We start from the raw sequence: 21,794 nt of genomic DNA, 5'->3' as shown, positions 1-21,794 counted from the left end.
TTAGCATCCAGCTTCGTCTATGCGCACTTCTTTTCGGACGTACTGACCCAGGTACAGCAGCTTTCCCTCAACTAAATCACCTTTTTAAAAAATCGAACCCGCACCAAGGGATCAGTCTGCCCAAAAACAGGTGAATCCCCATTTTTTAAGCATCAACCAGACTCCTTCACCTATTCATCCATTTGAAATTCACGAAAATTTAAACCATCGTGATCAAAAGTTGAAAAACGAAATGATTTTAGTTAGCTATGAATAATTCAGGAAATAATAATATTTTTTCATCTTTTATCTTTAGATGCTGCAGTAAATAGGCAGTTGATTAATTCATCCATTCGAATGTTCGTATATTTGCAAAGACTGTTAAATACAATAGGTAGGGTGTTGGTTAGTAAGAGAAAGATAGAAGAAAAACATAATTAGATGTATATTAAATGATAGATACATAGAGAGAGTTAGTTTAAGGTTTATGAAGACAAATTCTTATTTAAGTAGTAAAATCAATATGGTATAATCCAGTTTAGGAGAAAACTAGTCAAAAAATTTTGTCCAATAGCTCGCTCATATGTAATATTATCCAAATCTAAATAACAGTAACATTTACTGCGATTTTGGTTAACATAAACCTGAGGAGGGTCTACATGTTATATTTGACCTTGTTTATTTGTTTTATTTCGTCTATTTTAGTCACTCCGCTTGTTAAAAAATTAGCATTTAAAATAGGTGCAACAGATAAGCCAAATCAACGAAAAGTTCATCAAAAAATTATGCCTCGTCTTGGAGGATTAGCAATATTTATTAGTTTTTTAATCGGTTATTTTCTTTTACAACCAACTAGCCCTTACGCTTTAGCAATTATCATCGGAAGTTTCATTATCATTATTACGGGTGTGTTAGATGATATGATGGAGCTTTCAGCAAAAATTAAGCTAAGCGGTCAATTGCTTGCAGCGTTAATCGTGGTGGTATATGGCGGTGTACAAGTTCAGTATATCAACCTTCCTTTTAATGGTAGTCTTGAACTTGGCGTTTTGAGTATTCCTCTTACAATTATTTGGATTGTGGGGATCACAAATGCCATCAACTTAATTGACGGATTAGATGGTCTTGCAGCAGGAGTTTCCTCAATTGTATTAATTACAATTTCAGGAATGGCCATTATGATGAACGACGTGTTCGTAACGAGTATGGGCTTTATCCTGTTAGGAAGTACGCTTGGGTTCTTGCTTTATAATTTTCATCCAGCCAAAATCTTTATGGGAGATACAGGAGCACTTTTCTTAGGGTACATGATTTCGGTTTTATCTCTGTTAGGATTTAAAAATGTTACGTTAATTTCATTAATCGTTCCGGTTATTATCCTCGGTGTACCAATTTCAGATACGTTCTTTGCAATTATTCGCCGTATCGTTAAAAATCAGCCGCTTTCGGCTCCTGACAAGTCGCATCTGCATCACTGCCTGTTGCGCTTAGGATACAGCCATCGCCAAACGGTGCTAATTATTTACGGTATGAGTGCGATTTTTGGTTTAGCAGCCGTTATCTTTTCTCAGGTACAAACCATGTGGGGTTCGTTCCTAGTTCTCGCCATTTTAATTTTTGCAATTGAAATCATTGTGGAGAAAATTGGTCTGGTAGATAAAACATATCGACCACTACTCAATATGTTTCAAGCGCTACGATATAAATAAAAAAGCCTGTCGGCTCTGAAGTCGACAGGCTTTTTCTACTCCGTGCTTTCTTTGTCTAGACCTAAATGTTCGTGTAGCGTATCGCTTACTTCTTGAACGGCTATATCATCCAATTCATAATAATAAACGCCGTTAATTGTATCATCTGTCCCAGCAAGATTTAATGTTTCAATATCAATATTCTTCGAAGCGTAATCATAGAACGAAAGCATTTCGCCAAACATTAAGTTTGTTTTCATGTTGTCACCAACAGCTTCGATTAAGTTACCATACTTTGTCATAGAGCCAATTGACGATGCTTCCTTAGCGATGGCTTGCATAAGCTGCTGCTGTCGCTTACCTCGTTCAATGTCACTATCTTGTTTTCTTGTCCGTGCAATTGCTAGTGCTTCTTCACCGTTTAAGTGTTGTTTACCAGCTTTTAGTACAATGCCTTCATGATGATCACTAGAATCTTTTTCTTTTAAGTCGTAAGGTACATCAAATTCGATGCCTCCTAAAGAGTCAACAATCTCAGTGAAAGCTTGGAAATTAAGCTTTACATAGTAGTCTACGGGAACATCGAATAGCTCTTCAACCGTTTCGACCGTGGCTTTCGGTCCACCGTATGCATGAGCATGCGTAATTTTATCTTTTTTGCTGACTTCTGGAATATATACGCGAGAGTCACGAGGGATACTCACAAGCTTCACCGTTTTCTCTTTTTCGTTTAGCGTCGCTAAAATTAGTGCATCTGTACGAGCCGATTTCCCGAAATTTCGCGATTCGCTGTCATCAACACCCATAAATAAAATGGAGATGTTATCTTTCTTAGGATCGATTTTTCGATCGCGCATCGGTGAAGAGTCACGATCTCCTAAGCTTTGAAATGAATCAGATGCAACGCTTTTTGCTTTAGCGAACAAATAAGAGCCGTACGCCGTAGCGGATAATCCAATGATTAAGATTGGCAGAAGAAAAAAAGAAAGCAATCTTCTTTTCCGCTTTTTTCGATTTACTCGTTTTTCAAAACGCCTATGCTGAGCCATATACGTTCTCCTTTAGTTTAGTAAGTTTTTACATATTTTTATTGTTTGTTATTGGAATTCAAATTAAACGGAATGCGTTCAATATTACCTTATATTTTAGTGAGGAAAAGAACGACGCACTGTGGCATCAGTGCGCTGTCTTTTATTTTACAATGTTTTTAATTCACAGTAAATAATTCATTATATCTCTTCTTCTAAATAGGTCACTTCGCCTGCTGAAATGTCTGCTTGGCCGTTTGTAAGTTCCGTCATCCAAGCTGTAAACGCATCTTTTTGACTCTCTTCCACAAACGTATCCACGATTACGTTATCTGCATAATGAATTTCTTTCAAGACGTAAGGTGAATTGCGTAATTCATTTTCCAGCTTGCCAAGCCACGTATAATCAACTTTTGTATGCATGATTTGCATAAGTGTACGCTTTACGATACCAATGTTTGTGAGCCCTTCAGATACTGAGTTGCTATATGCACGAACGAGTCCGCCAGCCCCAAGCTTAATACCGCCGAAATAACGCGTTACTACCACAACAGTATCCTTTAGTTCTTTTCGCTTCAGCACTTCAAGCATTGGTACACCGGCAGTACCGCTAGGTTCACCATCATCATTGGCTTTTTGAAACTGATCGCGCTCTCCAATTAAATAAGCAGAACAGTTGTGGTTTGCGCTCCAATGTTCTTTCTTTATCTTTTGAATAAAGTCCTGTGCTTCTTTTTCTGTTGTTGCACGCTTTGCATGACAGATAAAGCGTGATTTTTGAATCACAATTTCATGTGCACCAGACTGTTTTACAGTATAATATTGAGGTAACAATGTAATAAAATGCCTCCTGTTTATATGATTTTATGTGTTTATTTTAAAAAAGTGGGTAATAGGTAATTAAAATTAAGAATAAAAGCAATTTTTTCTTATCTCACTTATTATAAAGCTTCAAAACTGATACATCAATTTGGAGCCTTGAATTGTTACAGTGTTGTAAAGTATTTATCAATGATAATGGACAAGCTAACTAAACCAAAAGTTTTAAAAAAATAATCACATAAATGTTACGAATGACATGTAATTGTTAAACGAAACAGGATGTTTGTCCCTGTTAATGGTGAGATAGAAATGGTAGTCTTTTGGAGTAGAGTGTATATCATGCATGAGAAAAGTAGTGAGCAAAGATGTACACCAAAAGAACTTATCCTATTCTAATATAAGAAAAACAAGAAGGTATCTCATATGTTTTTCTATAGCCATGCTGTCTCTATAGATGCTGTCTTAATCATGTAAACTGGAGCAGATCCAGATTTCCTCGCAATTCAAGTAAGTCGTACGAGAAAGCGTAATAACGTATTGGCATTTCTTCGAATGTGAGTGTAAGCTTGAGGTGAATAAATGTCAAAACATAAATTAACAAGTAAAATGTTAGATGAAATATTAGACAAAATCATTGGCACAGTTGGAAATAGTAAAGATGAAGTATATCGCTTATCTGAAAGTGCACGACAGGAATACGAAGAGATAAAAGAAGAATTAGAAGGCTTAAAAGCCAAAGTTTTGCAGGTTATTGAGCAAGGAGATCGCCTAGAGGCTCAGGCGCGTTTAGCACGAAAGCGCTTAGCTGAGGTAAGCAAGCATTTTCAAATTTATTCTGAGCCAGAGGTAAAAGATGCCTACGAAAAAGCTCATGAATTACAGACAAAACTTTTAATGAATCAGCAGTCAGAACATCAGCTTAGAAGCAGGCGAGATGAACTTGAACGTCGATTGATATCGTTGGAAGAAACCATCAAGCGAGCAGATCATCTGGTGGGGCAGATTTCAGTGGTGTTAAACTATTTAACCAGCGATTTGAAGCAGGTTGGAGAAATTGTTGAAGATGCTATTCAAAAAGAATATTTTGGTTTTCGGATTATTGAAGCGCAAGAGGAAGAGCGTAAAAGGTTATCTCGTGAAATTCATGATGGTCCAGCGCAAATGCTAGCTAACGTGATGATGAGGTCGGAATTAATTGAACGTATTTACCGAGAGCGCAGTGCTCAGGAAGCGATGGATGAAATTCGAGATTTGCGCAAAATGGTGCGTTCAGCACTCTATGAAGTGCGAAGAATTATTTACGACTTAAGACCAATGGCATTGGATGATTTAGGATTAATTCCAACGCTTCGAAAATATTTAGATACAATTGAAGACTATAATGACGGTAAACCACGCATTACCTTCATTTCGATTGGACAAGAAAAACGTACTGCGTCAAAGCTGGAAGTAGCGCTATTTCGACTTGTACAAGAAGCTGTTACGAATGCCTTAAAGCATGCGGATGCCTCGGAAGTTCAAGTGAAAATTGAGTTTAATAATGAACAAGTAGTTTTACTTGTAAAAGATGATGGCTGTGGCTTTGATCAAAATCAAAAAAAAGAAAACTCATTTGGTTTAATTGGAATGAGAGAAAGAGTAGATTTGTTGGGTGGAAGCATTTCTGTTCATTCAAAATTAAACCAAGGTACGCTTGTTATGATTAAAGTACCGATTCTAAATAAATAATAAGAATACAATAACATCGAATTAATATAGTAAAAACTATTCATTGTTGGATTTGGGGAGGAACCAGATATGCAAACACGAATTGTCATCATTGATGACCATCAATTATTCCGTGAAGGAGTAAAACGTATTTTAGATTTTGAAAAAGATTTTGAAGTAGTAGCAGAAGGTGACGATGGTAACGAAGCGATTGGTCTTGTTGAAGAACATCAGCCTGACGTTGTAATCATGGATATCAACATGCCAGCTGTAAATGGTGTGGAAGCAACAAAGCAGCTAGTAGAGATGAACCCAGATACGAAAGTTATCATCTTATCGATTCATGATGATGAAACATATGTGACTCATGCACTTCAAACAGGAGCACGAGGCTACTTGTTAAAAGAAATGGATGCAGATGCATTAATTGAAGCTGTTAAAGTAGTAGCAGAGGGTGGATCTTACTTACATCCGAAGGTAACGCATAGCCTAGTAAAAGAATACCGTCGACTTGCAGCTCAAGGTCAATCATCTTCATATCCACATGAGCCAATTGAGATTCGCCGCCCGCTTCACTTACTAACTCGTCGTGAGTGTGAAGTATTGCAACTTTTAGCTGATGGAAAGAGTAACCGTGGAATTGGTGAAGCTCTATATATTAGTGAAAAAACAGTTAAAAACCACGTAAGTAATATTTTACAAAAGATGAACGTAAACGACCGTACGCAAGCAGTTGTTGTAGCAATTAAAAACGGCTGGGTAGAGGTACGATAACAAAGAAAGCTCCGCATACATTTGTATGCGGAGCTTTTTTAGGTGAAAAGACATATGAAAAGCACAAAAAAATAGCCGATACATACGGTAGAAAAGATATGTCGTAAAGCGACTTAATGGAGCGTGAATCTATGAAAATTCAGCAGTCATCCCATTCGTTGCATCACGCGAGTGCGCCTTCGGCAACTACAATTGCAACAGAAGATACGCTGCAAGGAATAGTTAAGGAAGTAATGAATGAAAAAGAAGTGCTTATGCAGGTAAAGGGACGTGAAGTACCCGTTCGCCTAGACCAGCCAGTGCATGAAAATGATCATATCAAAATAAAAGTAACGCATGTAAAAGAAGGTTATATAGAAGGACAAGTTTTATCGAAAATACCAACAGAAAATTTTGAGGAACGAGTCAAAAGACCAACTATGCCAGCTGCTTCAGAGCAAGTACAACAAGCTGCTCAAAGGCTTAAAAATGCTGGATATCGTGTAACAGAATCTTCGATGATGGCGCTAGAACGTTTTTTTACTATAACAAATCGCTCAGTTTCACAAACAGATGAAACGATTTCTGCTCTTGTGAATAAAAAGCTAGAAGTGACGGTAAATCACCTTACTGCAATTGATGAAGCTCTTCATGGTGATGCATTAAAAGAGCTTTTTAAAGAAGCGGTTGCTAATCGACCGACTTTGCCATCAGAGCTACAGATCAAGGTTGAGGGAGCCTTAAAAAGTGTGGAAGCATCGACTAAATCCCCCTTTAGCCAAGAGGAAATCAACTTACTGCTTCAGCGTCTAAAAACAGGTGATAGCGTAGGAGATATTCTTCAACAATTAAAAGAAGTTAAAGAAATACCTAAGAATATTGTAGAGCAATTACAGCGGATTTTTCGAACGAGTCAAGACGTCACAGCGAGCGGCCTTAAAGAGTTGAATCGAGATGACTTGCTGAAAAATATCCCTCTAACTAAACAAGAAGTGCAGACTTTACTTCTTGAATTAAAGAGTAACGGTGTACCGCAAGAGGTCCAGCAAAAGCTACTAGAAGGCTCAAAGCTGCAAGAACTTGTTCTTCAGCGGATCAGTGATTTGTTAATGGCGCTACATTCAAAACAAGCAGATGCAAAAAGTGTTCAAGAAGCGCTTCATTTGGCTGTACGTACGTTTAGTCGTGAACCGAATATAAAAGTTGCTCTTGAGCACCTTTCGAATCAGGTGTTACCAGCTTTACAGTCTCATCCAGCACATGCTGAAAAAGTAAGCCAAGCTCTTGGTAAGGCAAGTGAATTGGCAAATCAGCATAAAGAAATGGCTGCTAGAAAGCAAATAAATGAGGTGCTAGTGGCTATTAGCGAGAGTTTTGAACAACCATCAGCAAAAGAACTACCTCTTCATGTTGCTACAAAAGATGTGGTTGTAACGGTTGTGACAGAAAAACTGGCGTATATCACAAAAGAATTTCAAAATGTACAGCAGCAGGTAAATCGTCAGCTTCTCTATGTTGCAGATTTGCTTCAAGAATCAGCACCTTCAGCAAAAATGAAGGCGTCACAGCTATTAGAAGCAACCGTTAAGCAGCTTGATAAAGCCATTTTACAAAGTGATTTCATGCTATATGCAGATATGAAATCTGAAAAAGAAATGTTAAAGGCTAGTCAGCTTCTTCAAGAAGCGAAAAGTCTATTAGCACAGGGAGATCGCTCTCAAGCTCATAGCTTAGTTATGCAAATCAAAGAAATGATTAAAGGAATGGATTATAAGCCTTCTCACCAAAAGATGATGCATTTTGTTCAAGACGAGTTGTTTTCAAAAATTGCTTTACCAGGGGTTAGCGTTGCTGATGAGCCAGAAATAGGAGCCAGAGATATCTATGAAACCGTAAAGAGATTGGGGTTTCAGCGCGAAAAAGAGGCATTACATGTGCTACAAGGACACCAGCAAGCATCCACAGCTGATGTGAAAAGTGGCCTGTTAAAAGGAGAATATGCGAGCATGGCAGCTCAAACAGCTGATTCAGCTCTTCAACATATCACAGGTCAGCAGCTTTTAAACAAGCATGATTCTTCATCAGCGCAGCAGCTTTATATGCAGCTACCTTTTACGCTAAAAGGTGAAGTAGGAACGATGAAAGTATTTATTCAGTCAAATAAAAAGCGTGAGAAAATTGACTGGGAAAATACAAGCTTATACTTTCTATTTGAGACGAAGCAGCTCGGTGAAATTGGCGTGATGTTAAAAGCATCGGATCGCAATCTATCCATTTCATTTGAAACGAACAGCGATGCGTTTGCATCCAACGCTGATACGGTTGTTGATGAATTAAAGGGTAAAATTGAAGCAATTGGTTACGCGATTACGGGAGTCTCCTATGCAGAGCTACGAAATGGAAGAGAAGACGAAGTGAAAGCACCAATTAAGAAACAAATCCCAATGCTTTCAATGAAAGGGTTTGATTATTCAATATGAACTACCAATATATTAATACAACGAATCGGAGGCAAAAGCGAGGTCCTTCTGCAACGGTCATTCGCTATGAGCAAGGAGAGGGAGCACCAAAAGTTGTTGCGCAAGGGTCAGGTTCGACGGCGAATCGAATTCTCAACCTTGCAAAGCAGCATGATATTCCACTGCAAGAAGACGAAACGCTTCTGACGAATTTGATGGATATTGAGCTAGGAGATCAAATCCCCCCGCAGCTGTACGGAGTTATTGCCGAAATTCTTTTATTTGTAAAAAAAGTCGAGGATATGAATGAAAATGGCTACTAGACGTGCCGATAAGTAAAAAAAGGAATACACAAGGGAGATAAGATGAATTGGACTTTTTAACGGAAGAGCTTCTTTATCAAAAAACATCGCAGCAGCTAACGGCTATGCTGTATGAAAAAGCGATTTTAAATATTGAAGAAAGCATTGAACATATTCATAACAAAGATTTCTATACAGCAAATGAAAATTTAAAAAATACAAGTGATATCCTTCATCGCCTAGGCGTCGGCTTGAAATATGAAGCAGGTGTTATTGCGGAGCAGCTTGATACGATTTATAACTATGTAGCAGAACGAGTGGTAGAAGGGAATATGAAGAAGGATATTACGATTTTACAAGACGCTCATCGCGTTCTAACTGAAATTTCAGCTGCTTGGAATAAGGTAATGAGTGAAGAAGTAGCCCAAAAGCGACCGAGCGTTCATAGAAAACTATCGTCTTATGAGAGACAAATTAGCACAACGACATTATAAAAAAGGAGCTTATTCAATGAGAATCAATCACAATATTCAAGCGTTAAATGCTTATAAAAACTTATCTACGAATCAAATGAATACGTCGAAAAGCTTAGAGAAACTATCATCTGGACTTCGTATTAACCGCGCAGCGGACGATGCAGCAGGATTAGCTATTTCAGAGAAAATGCGTTCTCAAATTCGCGCTTTAGATATGGCAGAACGCAATGCATTAGACGGAATTTCACTCATTCAAACAGCAGAAGGCGGCATGCAGGAAGTGCACAGCATGCTTCAGCGTATGCGTGAACTAGCCGTCCAGTCTTCAAATGGCACGTACCAAGACACGGAAGACCGTGCGTATTTAGATGCTGAAGTGCAGCAGTTAAAGCAGGAAATCGACCGTATCGCACAAACAACACAATTTAACGGTACAAATTTATTAGATGGGAAAACAACGAATATTCAATTTCAAATTTCACCAGAGGCTCCGAGCTTAGCGTTAAAGTTAGCTGAAATTGGTGACGTTACGACGGCAACTTTAGGTCTTACGACAACTTCTATTACAACCGCAACAAATGCAACAACTGCTATTACTCAGCTTGATAAAGCGATTGCTGCTGTGTCAAAAGATCGCTCAACGCTTGGTGCTGCACAAAACCGCCTTGAGCATGCGATGAGCAATATCAGTACAATGAGTGAAAACTTAACGGCTTCTGAATCGCGAATTCGTGACGTGGATATGGCACAGGAGATGACGGAGTTTACGAAAAACAACATTTTAAACCAAGCTGCGCAAGCGATGCTTGCACAGGCTAACCAGCTTCCACAAGGAATTTTACAGCTGTTAAAATAATGGATTATGAAAACGAGAGAAAAGCACGATGCTTTTCTCTTTTTCCTGTATAATACAAGTAAAAATGAAAGAGGAATAGAAATGGATGTTCAGCGAATTAACGGACTGACAAATCAACCAAACGTTTCTAAAGCGAAAGAGGTTCAAGAATCAATTACGTTCACGGACGTTATGGCTAAAAAGCAGCGTGACCTCACCCATGAGCGTTTATCACAACTGGTGACAAAAATCGATGAACAAGGTCGTCATCTAGCCAAGAATCAGACGGTTGATGTGCTTCGAAAGTACAAAGCCCTGGTGAAAGAGTTTATGGATGATGCAGTTAAAAATGGCTTTGAACTGCATGAACAGAGAGGCTTTAACAGAAGAGGAACGACAAAGGTATATAAGCTTGTAAAAGAAGTCGATCGTAAGCTTGTTGATCTAACAAACGACGTGCTAAATAAATCAACGAATGAGCTTCAGCTCTTAGCAAGAGTAGGTGAAATCCAAGGTTTATTGGTCAACATCTATACGTGAACAGAGGGAAGGTTAAAAGGGCTTTCTTTGTTTTTGTAAACATGCATTTTAAATTGAAATGTTGTAAAATAGAGTGAACTTATTTTTAAATAATAAAAAAGGATGGACCCTTTCAAATGAAAACGGCAATTATTACTGATAGTACAGCGTATATATCAGAAGAAGTGCGCGCTCAACATGACATACATATGGTACCGCTTAGCGTTATTTTTGGTAATGAAACTTATCGTGAAGAAATAGACGTAACGGCGGAAGAATATTTTCATAAAATTAAAGATGCCAAAACATTGCCAACAACCTCTCAGCCTCCAATTGGTGAGTTTGTTGAACTGTATGAGCAGCTACAGCGTGATGGTTATGAGTCAGCGGTCGTTGTGACGCTCTCAAGTGGGATTAGCGGAACCTATCAAGGGGCACTTTCAGCAAGCGAAATGGTTTCAGGTTTTGACGTGCAGGTATATGATTCTGAAATTAGCTGCATGGTGCAAGGCTTTTATGTTCTTGAAGGAGCTAAAATGGCGGAAGCTGGTCGTACGCCAGCAGAGATTGTGAATCGTTTTGATGAAATGAAAACGTCTATACGCGCTTACTTTATGGCAGACGATTTGTCACATTTGCAGCGTGGAGGGCGCTTAAATGCAGCTCAAGCGATTATTGGAAGTTTGTTGCAAGTTAAGCCACTGCTTCACTTTGTTGACAAGAAAATTGTTCCTTATGAAAAAATTCGTACGAGAAAGCGCGCGTTAAAACGTATCGTAGAGCTACTGGATGAGGATGCACGTGAGCTTGCGCCAATGAAAGGTGTAGTGATTCATGCGAATCGTCCTTCAGAGGCAGCGGAATTTAAAGCAGAACTGCAAGAAAAGTACCCTCACATTGAGTGGAGTCTTTCATACTTTGGACCTGTTATTGGTACCCATCTTGGAGAAGGTGCCATCGGTGTTGGTTGGTATAAAGAATAAAGCCAAACTAACTTTTTGTTAGTTTGGTTTTTTTATTGCAGGAATTTAGTCAGTTCATCTCGTACTAGTTAGGATGAAAGGAGCGATGTTTTTGCGATTTATCCTACATGACAATCAGTTAGTACCGAATGGTTCACAGGAAGCGCAGGCCATTTCACGGCTTCCTGAATGGCATACACCCGCTGTTAACCCTACATTTTCATTTAATGCAAGCCTCCAGCAATTCCTCGTTGGCAAGCAACTACTCCCTGATGAACTAGCTTCATTTTCTTTTTCTACTCTTCATGAACATTACGAACAAGGCTATATCCACTATCAAAAGTCAATTGTGAAAAAAGACGTGATGACCTGCATGCGCTGTGGAAATCAGCAGCAGCACTTATTTGCTTCGTTTCACTGTGGTCGCTGTTACAGCACATGTACGTATTGCCGTGCCTGCATTGGGATGGGGCGGGTATCGGAATGTACGCCTCTTATCACGTGGAAAGGGCCTCCTTTACGTGAGGTTTCTTCACCAACTCTTACGTGGAAAGGAAAGCTCTCTCCTGCTCAGCAAACGGCTTCTAGCCAAATGGTAGAAGCCGTACATTCAAAGCAAGAGCTGCTCGTGTGGGCCGTTTGTGGAGCTGGAAAAACGGAAGTTCTCTTTGAAGGTATTTCAAAAGCGCTTGCTTTGGGTAAATCGGTATGCGTCGCCACGCCGAGAACGGACGTAGTCCTGGAGCTTCATCCAAGGCTTCAACAAGCGTTTCAAGAGTTGGAAGTAGTGGCTCTTTACGGCGGAAGTGCTGATAAAGGGAAGCACTCTTCTCTGATCCTCACAACTACTCATCAGCTTTTGCGTTACTATGAAGCATTTGACGTCATGATCATTGACGAAGTAGATGCATTTCCTTATTCAGCAGAACCAATGTTGCAGTATGCTGCCCACAAAGCTCGTAAAGCAGAATCAACCCTTATTTACTTAACAGCAACTCCCAGTGAAAGTCTTAAGCAACAGGTTAAAGAAAATAAGCTAGCAGCTGTCAAAATACCGGCTCGCTATCACCGCTATCCCATTCCGATACCTCGTTTTGTATGGTGTGGCAACTGGCAGAAGAGGCTTGTTAAAAAGAAGTTACCTTTTACCGTATTGAACTGGATCAAGCAGCGAGTGTGTGATGATAAGCAGTGCTTTGTGTTTGTACCAAAGGTCAAATGGGTTCAGCCCGTTGTAGAACTCATTCAACAGCTAACGCCAAGGGTGGCTGGGGTGCACGCAGAAGATAAAGAGCGAAAAGAAAAGGTAAAAGCATTTCGTGAGCAGCAGTATACCATTTTGGTTACAACAACCATTTTAGAACGAGGGGTGACTGTCCCTAATATTGATGTCGCTGTAGTAGGTGCTGAAAATGAAATTTTCACTGAAAGCGCACTTGTGCAAATTTCAGGCCGAGTTGGTAGAAGCGCAAACTTTCCAACAGGAGACGTGGTCTTCTTTCACTATGGGCAAACGGTTGAAATGAAAAAAGCGAAAAAGCATATGGTAGATATGAACGATATGGCAAAAAAACAAGGTCTAATTCAGATATGATATGGTGTTTACTGTGCCATGCATCAATCGAACCCGCTCATAGCTTCTCATCTCTGATTTCTCCACAGCAAAGAAAGTGGCTGTGTGAAATGTGCCAGTCATCTTTTAAAGGGCTTTCAGAGCCACTTTGTAGACGTTGTGGAAGAATGCTTAATGAGCTTCCTATAGCTTATTATGAGGGTGAATATTGCATCGACTGCGTTCAATGGAACAAAAAGAAATCACCTTTAATTCGCAACTGTTCATTATATAAATATAATAAATTCGCAAAAGAGGTAATGGCTTTGTTTAAATACCGAGGTGACTACGAACTTCATAAAATATTTACTGACGATTTCGCTCAGCTTTATAAGGTATATAGTCCTGAGAACCCCGTACTGGTTCCCATCCCTTTAAGCAAGGAGCGAATGTATGAGCGTGGGTTTAATCAAGCGGAAGCGTTGGCATCTTTACTCCCGGCAGAAGTAGCTTACCCTCTTACTCGTAAGCATACGGAGAAACAAGCGAAGAAAACGAGAGAAGAAAGGCTACAAAACCATAGGGTGTTCGAGCTTGTGGATCCAGAGCTGGTTACAAACAGAAACGTCATTTTAATCGATGATTTGTACACAACGGGCGTTACGCTACACGAAGCAGCGCTTTGTCTAAAAGATGTGGCGGCAGCAATCTATTCTTTTACAATTTACCGTTGAAAAAATAAGCGGTTCAGCCGATACAAAAGGAAATGAGAAGAGAAAGGGAAAAGGAGCATGTTAACGAATTGTTTACGTTGTGGAAGCTTATTTGTTCAAAGCGGAGCGCGCAACATTTGCCCGAGTTGTTATCAGGAAGAAGAAGGCCAGTATGAGCGCGTGGTTACCTTTTTACGAAAGCGAGAAAATCGAACTGCAACCATGTATGAAGTCGTTAAAAAAACGAACGTACCCGACCTGCGCATTCAGCAGTTCATTCAGCAGGGAAGGTTGCTGGTAGCTAAATTTCCAAACCTAGGATACCCTTGCCTAGAATGTGGTCAAAGTATTAGAGAGGGAAAGCTTTGTCATAGCTGCGCTCAGCAGTTGAAAAACGACCTAGCAAAGCACGAAATAGAAACAAAATGTCAAAATGAACGACAGGATCGATTATCAACTTATCGTTTGAAAGATAAATAATCTAGACATAAAGAACTGGTTATCTTTTTTTGGTGAAGGTAATGGTTCTTAAGACCTTTTTAGTTTGGGTACAAAATCGCACTTATTTTGAAGCTTTTTAGCGTGTTTGTGCATTTAGTCTCAACTTTGAGCGAGTTGCTAAATGTTTAATTCAAAGCTCCGATATAATGAGTAGATAGATAGCGGATACAAACTTTAAAGAGGTGACCAAAGATGAAGATAAATTCAACTCATTCTAGCAGAATAAATCCATATCAAAAGGCAGCTGAAAAAATGGAAAAAGCTCAGCAAACAGGAAAACGAGATGATGTGCAAATTTCAAAAGAAGCGAAAGAGCTTCAGCAAATGAGTACAAATGCCACAGAGCGCTCAGCAAAGATTGAACAGTTAAAGCAGCAGATTGAAAATGGGACATATAAAGTTAACGCAGAAGAAGTGGCGAAAGGGCTTATCAACTTTTATAAAAAATAAAGGGAATGACAAAAATTGAATAGCGGGAAACTGACTGAAATTTTAACGAAGCAAATCGCATTGCATAAGAGCTTATTAGCTTTAACAGACAAGAAAAAGGCAATTATCATCAGCCAAAATATCAAAGAGTTAACCCATGTGCTTAAAGATGAGCAGACGCACGTTGCGGCGATAGAAGCTTTGGAAAAACAGCGCATGTTGCTCATGGAAAATATCGCACAGATTGAACAGGCCATTACCCTTCAACCACTTCAAAGCCAGCTCATTGAACTTATTGAAAGCATTCAGAGGAAAAATGAGTTAAATCAACAACTGCTAACACAATCTCTGCAGCTCATTAATCTTGAGCTTGACTTATTAACCTCATCTCAACAAGCAGATTCATATAATTATACAAAAGCAGAAAACGATGTACCATCACTTACACAAGCATCTACCTTTCAGTCAAAAGCGTAGAGAATGAAGGAGAGAATGTAATGATTTCAACTTTTCATGGGCTGCAAGTTGCAAAGAGAGGCATGGATGCGCAGCAGTCAGCACTATACACAGTGGGGCAAAATATCGCCAATGCTAACACGCCAGGCTATACTCGTCAGCGTGTTACGTTTGAAGCGAGTACGCCTTACCCAACACCGGGAATGAACCGTCCAGGAGTGACGGGTCAACTTGGTACGGGAGTGGATGCCAAAACGATTGAGCGTGTGCGCGATCAGTTCCTTGATGTACAGTACAGAGGAGAAACAGTTAAGGTAGGCTATTGGAATGCCAAATCGGCAGCCATTGACAAAATGGAAGAGATTCTAAATGAGCCATCTGAAGACGGATTGTCAGCAACATTTGATCAATTTTTCGAAGCACTTCAAGACGTTGCTGCAAATCCATCAAATGCCGGTGCTCGCTCTGTTGCACGTGAGAGAGCAAATGCAATTGCCGATACATTTACGTATCTATCCACATCGCTCGAAGTCATTCAAGGTGATTTACAATCTGAAATTGATGTAACCGTCAAGCAAATGAACTCGGTTCTTGAGCAAATCAATAACGTTAATAAACAAATTAATGATATTGAAGTGCACGGCTATTTGCCAAATGATTTATATGATGAGCGTGACCGCTTACTAGACGAACTTTCACAGTTTGTAGAATTTGACATACAGTATGATCAAACAAGCGGTAACAGCCTGCCCGTAGCCGAAGGAACCGTGACGGTTACGATGCAAACCGCAAACGGTCCTGTTACGTTAGTAAATGGCCAAACTCGTCAAGCTGCAGCGTTTACGATAAACGATACGGACGGAAGCGTAACGGATGTTCGTGTAGGTGGCCAAACGCTTTCGCCAGCCAACCTTTCACAAGGTAAGCTTAAAGGATTGATTGAATCAGCAGGTTACGTAGACGAAAATGGCCAAACAAAAGGTGTATATTCTGACATGCTAGCGTCTCTTGATAAAATGGCCTTTGAGTTTGTGAATTGGTTTAACAGCCAGCACGAACAAGGCGTAACGTTAGATGGCCAAACGGGTGTATCTTTCTTTAATCCAATTACGGAGGGAAAAGGCAATGCGAAAAGCATTACGCTATCAAATGAAATTATTCAAAGTACCAACAACATAGCTGCTGCTTCTCAGTCAGAAATAGAAGGAGATCGTAAAGGAGATGGAAGCAATGCGCTAGCGCTCGCTAACTTCCGTGATAGCGTTCTTATTCAGCTTACTGACGATCAAACTGTATCCATGAAAGAATATTACCAGTCTCTTATTGGCCAAATGGCCGTTAACGGCCAGCAGGCAAACCGCTTAAAAGGAAACTCAGAAACGCTTCAACAAGCCGTGGAGCAACGAAAACAATCGACGAGCTCCGTTTCAATCGATGAAGAAATGAGCAATATGATTCAATTCCAGCACGCTTATAATGCAAGTGCCCGCATGGTGACAATGATTGATGAGATGTTAGATCGCATTATTAACGGATTAGGAACGGGTGGTAGATAACGATGCGAATTACACAAAGCATGCTAGCGGCCAACTCATTACGACATATTAACAGCAGTTATACTCAGCTCCAAACCTTGCAAAATCAGCTGTCAACGGGTAAGAAAATTACGCGTCCATCAGATGATCCTGTTATCGCTACAAAGGGGATGGCATACAGGTCTAACCTATCTGAAATTGATCAATACAAACGAAATTTAACCGAAGCCTATTCGTGGTTTGATAACTCTGAAGCGGGGCTTGAACAGGTTAACTCCATTTTTCAACGTGCCAAAGAGCTTATGGTACAAGGAACAAACGGTACGAACGACGGACAAGATCGCCAAGCAATTGCCCGTGAAATTGAACAGCTGAAGCTTGATTTTATGCAGGTAGCCAATACGCAAGTAGCGGGAAGATATATCTTTAACGGCGTGAACGTAGGAAACGCGCCCGTTACTCAAAATGCGGATGGCTCGATTGCTTCCCAAATTAATGCTGATCCGTTTTCAGTTGAAGTATCAAAAGGCGTCAGCCTACGCGTCAATATTAATGCTGACCGTATCTTTTCGCAAGAATCGTTTGATTTCATCGATAGTATTCAAGCGGGTTTTGAAAACAACGATGTTGAATCGCTTCAACAATTATCAACACAAGTTAATGACTATTTATCAACTCTATCAGCAGAGCGCTCAGAGCTCGGTGCGAGAAACAATCGCCTGGAGCTCATTGAAAATCGCATTGCTTCTCAAGAAATTACTGCTAGCCGCATGATTTCAGATAACGAAGATGCTGATATTGAGAAAGTTATTACGGACTTAACCATTCAAGAAAGCGTGCACCGTGCTTCCTTATCGGTTGGTGCCAAACTAATTCAGCCAACGCTTCTTGACTTTTTACGCTAAACCAAAACTCCTTCTTTGAAGGGGTTTTTTTAGGAGGAATGCTGATGCAAGTTAGTGCCATACAGGCCTCTTACGCCATGCCACCCATCATTCAGCCGCAGCCAGTCGACGTTTCGACAGAAAAAGTCCAGGTCATTGTCGAAAAGACACCGTCGCGGCTTACTATTGACCAAACTAAGGCGTGGGAAGAAATGAACCTGCAATCAATTTTAAAAAGCATGGACGAAGAAGCGAATGAAGGTAAACAAGCGGTGATGGAATCTATCACAAAAGCAGTCCAAGAAGGAAAAGAGTTAATGAAAATTGAACAGGGTGGTAACCCACTCGCTAATCAAGCCAAGCGCAACAGCGAAAAGCCCATCTATCCAAGCAACATAACCTTTATTCCAAGTCCGTTTAGTGTCAAAATAAACTATGTACCTGAAACACTATCAATCTCAACAATTAAACAAGAGGTGTAGCTCATGCTTAAAACAGCTTATCACGGTGATGTTCAAATTGAACAACCCTCATTAACACTTGAAAAAGGTCTTCCTGGGTTTCCACACGAAACGCAATTTGTGGTCTTGCCACTTCCAAACGCTGATATGTTCCACGTGTTACAGTCTACGAACACGCAGGAAGTTGCGTTCGTGATGACCGAGCCGTTTCAATTCTTCCCAGATTATGACTTTAAATTAGATGAGACAACAGTCAAGCAGCTTCAGCTGGAAAGCGGAAGTGACGCTGCTGTATACGTTATTTTAACAATGCATGACGACGTTACTAAAATTACGGCAAATCTGCAGGCGCCAATTGTTATTAATACAAAAAACAATCAAGCCAAGCAAGTTATCTTAAACAACGAAGCCTACCAAACCAAGCACGCGCTGTTTCAACCCGTAAACAACTAAGGAGGGAACGACCATGCTAGTCCTAACGCGTAAAACGAACGAAACAATCAAAATCGGTGAAGACATTGAAGTGACCGTTCTCTCTATTAGCGGTGACCAAGTCAAGCTCGGCATCAAGGCCCCGCGTGACGTTGAAGTCCATCGCCAAGAAATCTATGAAGAAATACAGCTGGAAAATCACCAGGCATCCAAGCCGGTAGCCAATATGATGGACATCTTACAAACAATAAATGACACCAAACCAAGGCCCTAAACCGTCTTGGTTTTTCTTTTGAAAAAAGTAAAGAAACCGCTAAACAATCCAAAAAAAAAGACGATATCATTCTTGTAAAGACAAACTGCCAGGCGGCCGATTGGCAGGGAGTTAAAACAAGCTCACACGGACGTGGGCAAAAACATATTCAAGGAGGAAATGAAAATGAGAATTAATCATAATATTGCGGCGTTGAATACTTATCGTCAGTTGAATACTGCATCAACAAATCAATCTAAATCAATGGAAAAATTATCTTCAGGTATGCGTATTAACAAAGCTGGAGATGATGCGGCAGGTCTTGCTATCTCCGAGAAGATGCGTGGACAAATCCGTGGATTGGATATGGCAGCAAAAAACAGTCAGGATGGTATTTCGCTGCTACAAACTGCCGAGGGAGCTTTAAATGAAACGCACGATATTCTTCAACGTATGCGTGAATTAGCAAACCAAGCAGCCAACGATACAAATACCGGAACTGACCGTGGGGAAATTCAAAAAGAAATTAATCAATTAACAGGTGAAATTAATCGTATTGGAAATAATACGGAATTTAATACACAAAAATTAATTGATGGTTCTAAAGAATCAACTACTATTAAACTCCAAATTGGAGCTAATGCTGAACAGAGCTTCGAGATTAAAATGTTTGATATGAGGTCGAAAGCGTTAGGATTATCTGGTGATTCTGCTGGTTCTGCAACCTTAAGTACGACTGTAGATGATTCTGGTAATACTGGTTATACTAAGAATGGTGTGTTAATTACAGATGATGCTAAAACAAATAATGCTGTCTTCACGGACAGTAGTGCTGGTGGAGAAGCATTAACTGATAACTCTGGTGCAGCGGAATATGGTCTAGATATTAGTGACCATGATAAAGCAACGGCTGCAGTGAAGGTTATTGATAACGCTATTGAAATGGTATCTGCAGAACGCTCTCGTTTAGGTGCATACCAAAACCGTTTAGACCATACTATTAACAACTTGAACACGTCTTCTGAAAACTTAACTGCTGCGGAATCTCGTATCCGTGACGTAGACATGGCGAAAGAAATGATGAACCAAACGAAGAATTCTATTCTTTCTCAAGCAGCACAAGCAATGTTGGCTCAATCCAATCAAATGCCTCAAGGTGTATTACAACTCCTGAGATAACGATTGAAGGGCGTTTTATCTGGTAACGGATAAAAGTATTACTGGGTGAATTGCTGGAACTTCCTAAAGCTTTATCAACCACAACGTAACTGGAAACGGTCGGCGTGATGGTTTGAAAATGATGAAGATGAAACAATGGATAATCAGCAGCCAAGCTCCTGTGAGGAAACTCTGGAGAAGGTCCAACGACTAGAGAAAACGGTCTAAGGCGAAAGCTATGACTATGAATCTCGTAGGGCAGCAAAAGCTGTTCGAAGCGCCCAGCTCCATGAAAAACATGGATGAAGATATAGTCTATTCTGTAATCGAAAGATACAGTCGCAAAGCAAGCGAACCAACAACCACAAGGAGTTCTACAACTTCTTCGTTAATTTTAGATTATTTAAAAGAGACTGAGACATAAGTGGTTCAGCCTCTACTATACCTGAACGATTGAGAGTTTATAACTTTTAATCGTTCAGGTTTTTTGGTTGATTGTGAAAAACAATGTTGGAAACAGGGTGGAATGGAGCGTAGGACACTCGACTCCTGCGGGAAAGAGAGGGAAAACTGAGATCCCGCAGCGCAGCGAGGAAGCTCAGGTTCCTCCCCGCGGAAAGCGAGTGACCGTAGCGCAATGGAACGAACGTGTTGAGACAAATCAAAGAGCTGGGAACAGCTAGTGTTCGTCTTTTAGAAGCAATCATTTTGTTATGTCCCAAACTCTTTTACTTTTGATATAGGTCATGGTGTTAATGATTTGGCACTACTGACGCTAATTTAGGTAATCAAAAGTCTGATTGAGATTGATACTAGAGTCTTTTTTATGATGAAAGGAGCATTCCGATGGACGTAGCAAAACTTTCAATAGCCCTAAGCAAATCTAATACTCAGCATCAAGCTTCTCTGTCCGTAATGAAAATGGCGATGGGTAACGCAGAACAGCAGGGTGAAACTATTCAAGAGCTTTTAAGCTCAGCTGATGTAAAAGTCATTCAGCATGCTGCTCAGCCTCATCTTGGTGGAAACATTGATCTTAGAAAATAAATTTATATTTTCATATGTAGAGTATAAACAATACGAATCCAGCCCATACTAATATCAAGGTATTCCCCTATCCCCTTTTTTATTGATCTTCTCCCGTGAGAAGGTCTTTTTTTATGAAAAAGGCTGAGACAGAAGTATTTCAGCCAACGATAAGCCTGAACGATTGAGAGCTCGCAACTCTTAGTTGTTCAGGCTTTTTTGTGATTGGGCAAACCCAGTTTGGAGACGGAATGGAATGGAGAGAAAGGCACTCGACTCCTCCCCGCGGAAAGCGAGTGGCCGTAGCGCAATGGAACGAACGTGTTCAGGCAAACCAAAGAGATGGGAGCGGCTATTGTTTGTCTCTTAGAAGCAGTCAGTTTGTTATATCCCAAACTCTTGCTTATGCATAAATAGACGATAAAGCCGATTTGTCTTCGATTTGAGCGGGTTCTTGGGTAGAGATGTATTCAATCTGATAGCGGTTCAAGTAGTTTTTTTGCAGAATGGCACAGCCAATTTGCTTATCGGTTGTGGTGAACAAAATGATGCGCTTTTCTCCGTTGATGGTTTCGTCTTTTTGTATTTCTTGAATGGACAAGCTTGGTTCTTCTTTTTTTGCATAGGTTTCGATTTTTGCTTGAATGGTAGAATACGAGTCGGTTTCTTTAATTGCTTTTTCGTTTGTATGAATAACGGCAAAGGCTGTGAGCATCCCGGCAAGTAGAAAAGGAATGATCGTTTTTTTCATGGCTGAGTAGCTCCTTTATAGAGGATCTTGGCAATGTGGAATTTTAACAGCATTGTAGCACGAAAAGCCCCCAATAAAGGCCTAGATTTAAAGAAATAGGAAAATAAAACAGA

At 40.1% G+C, this 21,794-nt stretch carries 26 protein-coding genes; 23 read left to right on the top strand and 3 right to left on the bottom strand.

The annotated features are described in order from the left end of the window. The first annotated feature begins 638 nt into the window (after positions 1–638). Complete coding sequence (locus AS180_RS11955; protein ID WP_025908785.1) at positions 639–1,688, top strand: glycosyltransferase family 4 protein; 1,050 nt, start codon at positions 639–641, stop codon at positions 1,686–1,688. Positions 1,689–1,723: 35 nt separating this feature from the next. On the opposite strand, the gene AS180_RS11950 is transcribed toward AS180_RS11955, so the two are convergent. Together AS180_RS11950 and AS180_RS11945 are read right to left on the bottom strand one after the other, a co-directional pair. Then, positions 1,724–2,716, bottom strand: a complete 993-nt coding sequence (locus tag AS180_RS11950; RefSeq protein WP_025908786.1) for an LCP family protein — start codon at positions 2,714–2,716, stop codon at positions 1,724–1,726. 180 nt (positions 2,717–2,896) lie between these two features. Further along, positions 2,897–3,529, bottom strand: coding sequence for a YigZ family protein (locus tag AS180_RS11945; RefSeq protein ID WP_025908787.1), 633 nt, complete (start codon positions 3,527–3,529; stop codon positions 2,897–2,899). Positions 3,530–4,096: 567 nt separating this feature from the next. Between AS180_RS11945 and AS180_RS11940 the strand changes: the two genes are divergently transcribed. The 22 genes from AS180_RS11940 (at position 4,097) to AS180_RS22565 (ending at position 21,343) form a co-directional block, all read left to right on the top strand. Next, entirely contained in the window at positions 4,097–5,245 is a 1,149-nt protein-coding gene (locus AS180_RS11940; protein ID WP_025908788.1) for a sensor histidine kinase, read from the top strand. Positions 5,246–5,314: 69 nt separating this feature from the next. Further along, positions 5,315–5,998: a response regulator gene (locus tag AS180_RS11935; protein WP_025908789.1), complete on the top strand. Its 684-nt coding sequence runs from the start codon at positions 5,315–5,317 to the stop codon at positions 5,996–5,998. A gap of 131 nt (positions 5,999–6,129) precedes the next feature. Continuing rightward, complete coding sequence (locus tag AS180_RS11930) at positions 6,130–8,457, top strand: hypothetical protein (RefSeq protein WP_062686861.1); 2,328 nt, start codon at positions 6,130–6,132, stop codon at positions 8,455–8,457. Further along, positions 8,454–8,759: an EscU/YscU/HrcU family type III secretion system export apparatus switch protein gene (locus tag AS180_RS11925; protein ID WP_062686860.1), complete on the top strand. Its 306-nt coding sequence runs from the start codon at positions 8,454–8,456 to the stop codon at positions 8,757–8,759. The genes AS180_RS11930 and AS180_RS11925 overlap by 4 nt, the downstream gene beginning before the upstream one ends. Positions 8,760–8,806: 47 nt before the next feature. Continuing rightward, positions 8,807–9,232 carry a flagellar export chaperone FliS gene (locus tag AS180_RS11920; RefSeq protein ID WP_025909619.1) on the top strand — a complete coding sequence of 142 codons (426 nt, stop codon included), beginning with the start codon at positions 8,807–8,809 and terminating at the stop codon, positions 9,230–9,232. Positions 9,233–9,248: 16 nt separating this feature from the next. Next, positions 9,249–10,070: a flagellin N-terminal helical domain-containing protein gene (locus tag AS180_RS11915; protein ID WP_062686859.1), complete on the top strand. Its 822-nt coding sequence runs from the start codon at positions 9,249–9,251 to the stop codon at positions 10,068–10,070. Between the two features lie 81 nt (positions 10,071–10,151). Beyond that, positions 10,152–10,589, top strand: coding sequence for a YaaR family protein (locus AS180_RS11910; RefSeq protein ID WP_061786279.1), 438 nt, complete (start codon positions 10,152–10,154; stop codon positions 10,587–10,589). 116 nt (positions 10,590–10,705) lie between these two features. Further along, positions 10,706–11,551 (top strand): DegV family protein, encoded by an 846-nt coding sequence (locus tag AS180_RS11905; protein ID WP_062686858.1) that lies wholly within the window; start codon positions 10,706–10,708, stop codon positions 11,549–11,551. Positions 11,552–11,636: 85 nt separating this feature from the next. Continuing rightward, positions 11,637–13,124: an ATP-dependent helicase ComFA gene (locus tag AS180_RS11900; RefSeq protein WP_225001979.1), complete on the top strand. Its 1,488-nt coding sequence runs from the start codon at positions 11,637–11,639 to the stop codon at positions 13,122–13,124. 89 nt (positions 13,125–13,213) lie between these two features. Further along, positions 13,214–13,816: a ComF family protein gene (locus tag AS180_RS11895; RefSeq protein WP_062686856.1), complete on the top strand. Its 603-nt coding sequence runs from the start codon at positions 13,214–13,216 to the stop codon at positions 13,814–13,816. A gap of 57 nt (positions 13,817–13,873) precedes the next feature. Beyond that, positions 13,874–14,275 (top strand): TIGR03826 family flagellar region protein, encoded by a 402-nt coding sequence (locus AS180_RS11890; RefSeq protein WP_025909625.1) that lies wholly within the window; start codon positions 13,874–13,876, stop codon positions 14,273–14,275. Between the two features lie 213 nt (positions 14,276–14,488). Then, positions 14,489–14,746 (top strand): flagellar biosynthesis anti-sigma factor FlgM, encoded by a 258-nt coding sequence (gene flgM / locus AS180_RS11885; RefSeq protein ID WP_062686855.1) that lies wholly within the window; start codon positions 14,489–14,491, stop codon positions 14,744–14,746. A gap of 15 nt (positions 14,747–14,761) precedes the next feature. Then, a complete protein-coding gene (locus tag AS180_RS11880; RefSeq protein ID WP_025909627.1) occupies positions 14,762–15,202 on the top strand; it encodes a flagellar protein FlgN in 441 nt (146 codons plus the stop codon). Between the two features lie 20 nt (positions 15,203–15,222). Further along, positions 15,223–16,737, top strand: a complete 1,515-nt coding sequence (flgK, locus tag AS180_RS11875; protein ID WP_062686854.1) for a flagellar hook-associated protein FlgK — start codon at positions 15,223–15,225, stop codon at positions 16,735–16,737. A 2-nt stretch (positions 16,738–16,739) separates the two neighbouring features. Next, the gene (flgL, locus tag AS180_RS11870; RefSeq protein WP_062686853.1) at positions 16,740–17,621 is read left to right on the top strand and encodes a flagellar hook-associated protein FlgL; all 882 of its coding nucleotides are present in this window, start codon (positions 16,740–16,742) and stop codon (positions 17,619–17,621) included. A 44-nt stretch (positions 17,622–17,665) separates the two neighbouring features. Beyond that, the gene (locus AS180_RS11865; RefSeq protein ID WP_082636382.1) at positions 17,666–18,082 is read left to right on the top strand and encodes a DUF6470 family protein; all 417 of its coding nucleotides are present in this window, start codon (positions 17,666–17,668) and stop codon (positions 18,080–18,082) included. Between the two features lie 3 nt (positions 18,083–18,085). Next, a complete protein-coding gene (gene fliW, locus AS180_RS11860; RefSeq protein WP_025909631.1) occupies positions 18,086–18,514 on the top strand; it encodes a flagellar assembly protein FliW in 429 nt (142 codons plus the stop codon). Between the two features lie 13 nt (positions 18,515–18,527). Then, the gene (gene csrA / locus AS180_RS11855; RefSeq protein ID WP_025909632.1) at positions 18,528–18,767 is read left to right on the top strand and encodes a carbon storage regulator CsrA; all 240 of its coding nucleotides are present in this window, start codon (positions 18,528–18,530) and stop codon (positions 18,765–18,767) included. A gap of 165 nt (positions 18,768–18,932) precedes the next feature. Continuing rightward, the gene (locus AS180_RS11850; RefSeq protein WP_062686852.1) at positions 18,933–19,925 is read left to right on the top strand and encodes a flagellin N-terminal helical domain-containing protein; all 993 of its coding nucleotides are present in this window, start codon (positions 18,933–18,935) and stop codon (positions 19,923–19,925) included. 500 nt (positions 19,926–20,425) lie between these two features. Next, positions 20,426–20,587 (top strand): hypothetical protein, encoded by a 162-nt coding sequence (locus AS180_RS11845; protein WP_156413481.1) that lies wholly within the window; start codon positions 20,426–20,428, stop codon positions 20,585–20,587. 163 nt (positions 20,588–20,750) lie between these two features. Continuing rightward, complete coding sequence (locus tag AS180_RS11840; RefSeq protein ID WP_062686850.1) at positions 20,751–20,951, top strand: YjfB family protein; 201 nt, start codon at positions 20,751–20,753, stop codon at positions 20,949–20,951. 230 nt (positions 20,952–21,181) lie between these two features. Next, the gene (locus AS180_RS22565) at positions 21,182–21,343 is read left to right on the top strand and encodes a hypothetical protein (RefSeq protein ID WP_156413480.1); all 162 of its coding nucleotides are present in this window, start codon (positions 21,182–21,184) and stop codon (positions 21,341–21,343) included. Here AS180_RS22565 and AS180_RS11835 read toward each other — a convergent pair. Then, positions 21,334–21,681 carry a hypothetical protein gene (locus AS180_RS11835; RefSeq protein ID WP_062686849.1) on the bottom strand — a complete coding sequence of 116 codons (348 nt, stop codon included), beginning with the start codon at positions 21,679–21,681 and terminating at the stop codon, positions 21,334–21,336. The genes AS180_RS22565 and AS180_RS11835 overlap by 10 nt on opposite strands. Positions 21,682–21,794 lie beyond the last annotated feature (113 nt).

Source organism: Priestia veravalensis (assembly GCF_001457055.1).
In the GTDB taxonomy this organism is placed as follows: Bacteria; Bacillota; Bacilli; order Bacillales; family Bacillaceae_H; genus Priestia; species Priestia flexa.
This window is presented reverse-complemented; position numbering and strand designations above follow the sequence as displayed.

Bases quoted from the DNA above. Each gene is read 5' to 3' on its own strand.
- flgL (WP_062686853.1), top strand. From the start codon at position 16,740: ATGCGAATTACACAAAGCATGCTAGCGGCCAACTCATTACGACATATT.
- AS180_RS11950 (WP_025908786.1), bottom strand. From the start codon at position 2,716: ATGGCTCAGCATAGGCGTTTTGAAAAACGAGTAAATCGAAAAAAGCGG.
- AS180_RS11835 (WP_062686849.1), bottom strand. From the start codon at position 21,681: ATGAAAAAAACGATCATTCCTTTTCTACTTGCCGGGATGCTCACAGCC.
- AS180_RS11930 (WP_062686861.1), top strand. From the start codon at position 6,130: ATGAAAATTCAGCAGTCATCCCATTCGTTGCATCACGCGAGTGCGCCT.
- AS180_RS11850 (WP_062686852.1), top strand. From the start codon at position 18,933: ATGAGAATTAATCATAATATTGCGGCGTTGAATACTTATCGTCAGTTG.
- AS180_RS11840 (WP_062686850.1), top strand. From the start codon at position 20,751: ATGGACGTAGCAAAACTTTCAATAGCCCTAAGCAAATCTAATACTCAG.
- AS180_RS11900 (WP_225001979.1), top strand. From the start codon at position 11,637: ATGTTTTTGCGATTTATCCTACATGACAATCAGTTAGTACCGAATGGT.
- AS180_RS11890 (WP_025909625.1), top strand. From the start codon at position 13,874: ATGTTAACGAATTGTTTACGTTGTGGAAGCTTATTTGTTCAAAGCGGA.
- AS180_RS11955 (WP_025908785.1), top strand. From the start codon at position 639: ATGTTATATTTGACCTTGTTTATTTGTTTTATTTCGTCTATTTTAGTC.
- csrA (WP_025909632.1), top strand. From the start codon at position 18,528: ATGCTAGTCCTAACGCGTAAAACGAACGAAACAATCAAAATCGGTGAA.
- flgK (WP_062686854.1), top strand. From the start codon at position 15,223: ATGATTTCAACTTTTCATGGGCTGCAAGTTGCAAAGAGAGGCATGGAT.
- AS180_RS11895 (WP_062686856.1), top strand. From the start codon at position 13,214: ATGTGCCAGTCATCTTTTAAAGGGCTTTCAGAGCCACTTTGTAGACGT.
- AS180_RS11940 (WP_025908788.1), top strand. From the start codon at position 4,097: ATGTCAAAACATAAATTAACAAGTAAAATGTTAGATGAAATATTAGAC.
- AS180_RS11910 (WP_061786279.1), top strand. From the start codon at position 10,152: ATGGATGTTCAGCGAATTAACGGACTGACAAATCAACCAAACGTTTCT.
- AS180_RS11915 (WP_062686859.1), top strand. From the start codon at position 9,249: ATGAGAATCAATCACAATATTCAAGCGTTAAATGCTTATAAAAACTTA.
- AS180_RS11925 (WP_062686860.1), top strand. From the start codon at position 8,454: ATGAACTACCAATATATTAATACAACGAATCGGAGGCAAAAGCGAGGT.
- AS180_RS11905 (WP_062686858.1), top strand. From the start codon at position 10,706: ATGAAAACGGCAATTATTACTGATAGTACAGCGTATATATCAGAAGAA.
- AS180_RS22565 (WP_156413480.1), top strand. From the start codon at position 21,182: ATGGAATGGAGAGAAAGGCACTCGACTCCTCCCCGCGGAAAGCGAGTG.
- flgM (WP_062686855.1), top strand. From the start codon at position 14,489: ATGAAGATAAATTCAACTCATTCTAGCAGAATAAATCCATATCAAAAG.
- fliW (WP_025909631.1), top strand. From the start codon at position 18,086: ATGCTTAAAACAGCTTATCACGGTGATGTTCAAATTGAACAACCCTCA.
- AS180_RS11935 (WP_025908789.1), top strand. From the start codon at position 5,315: ATGCAAACACGAATTGTCATCATTGATGACCATCAATTATTCCGTGAA.
- AS180_RS11865 (WP_082636382.1), top strand. From the start codon at position 17,666: ATGCAAGTTAGTGCCATACAGGCCTCTTACGCCATGCCACCCATCATT.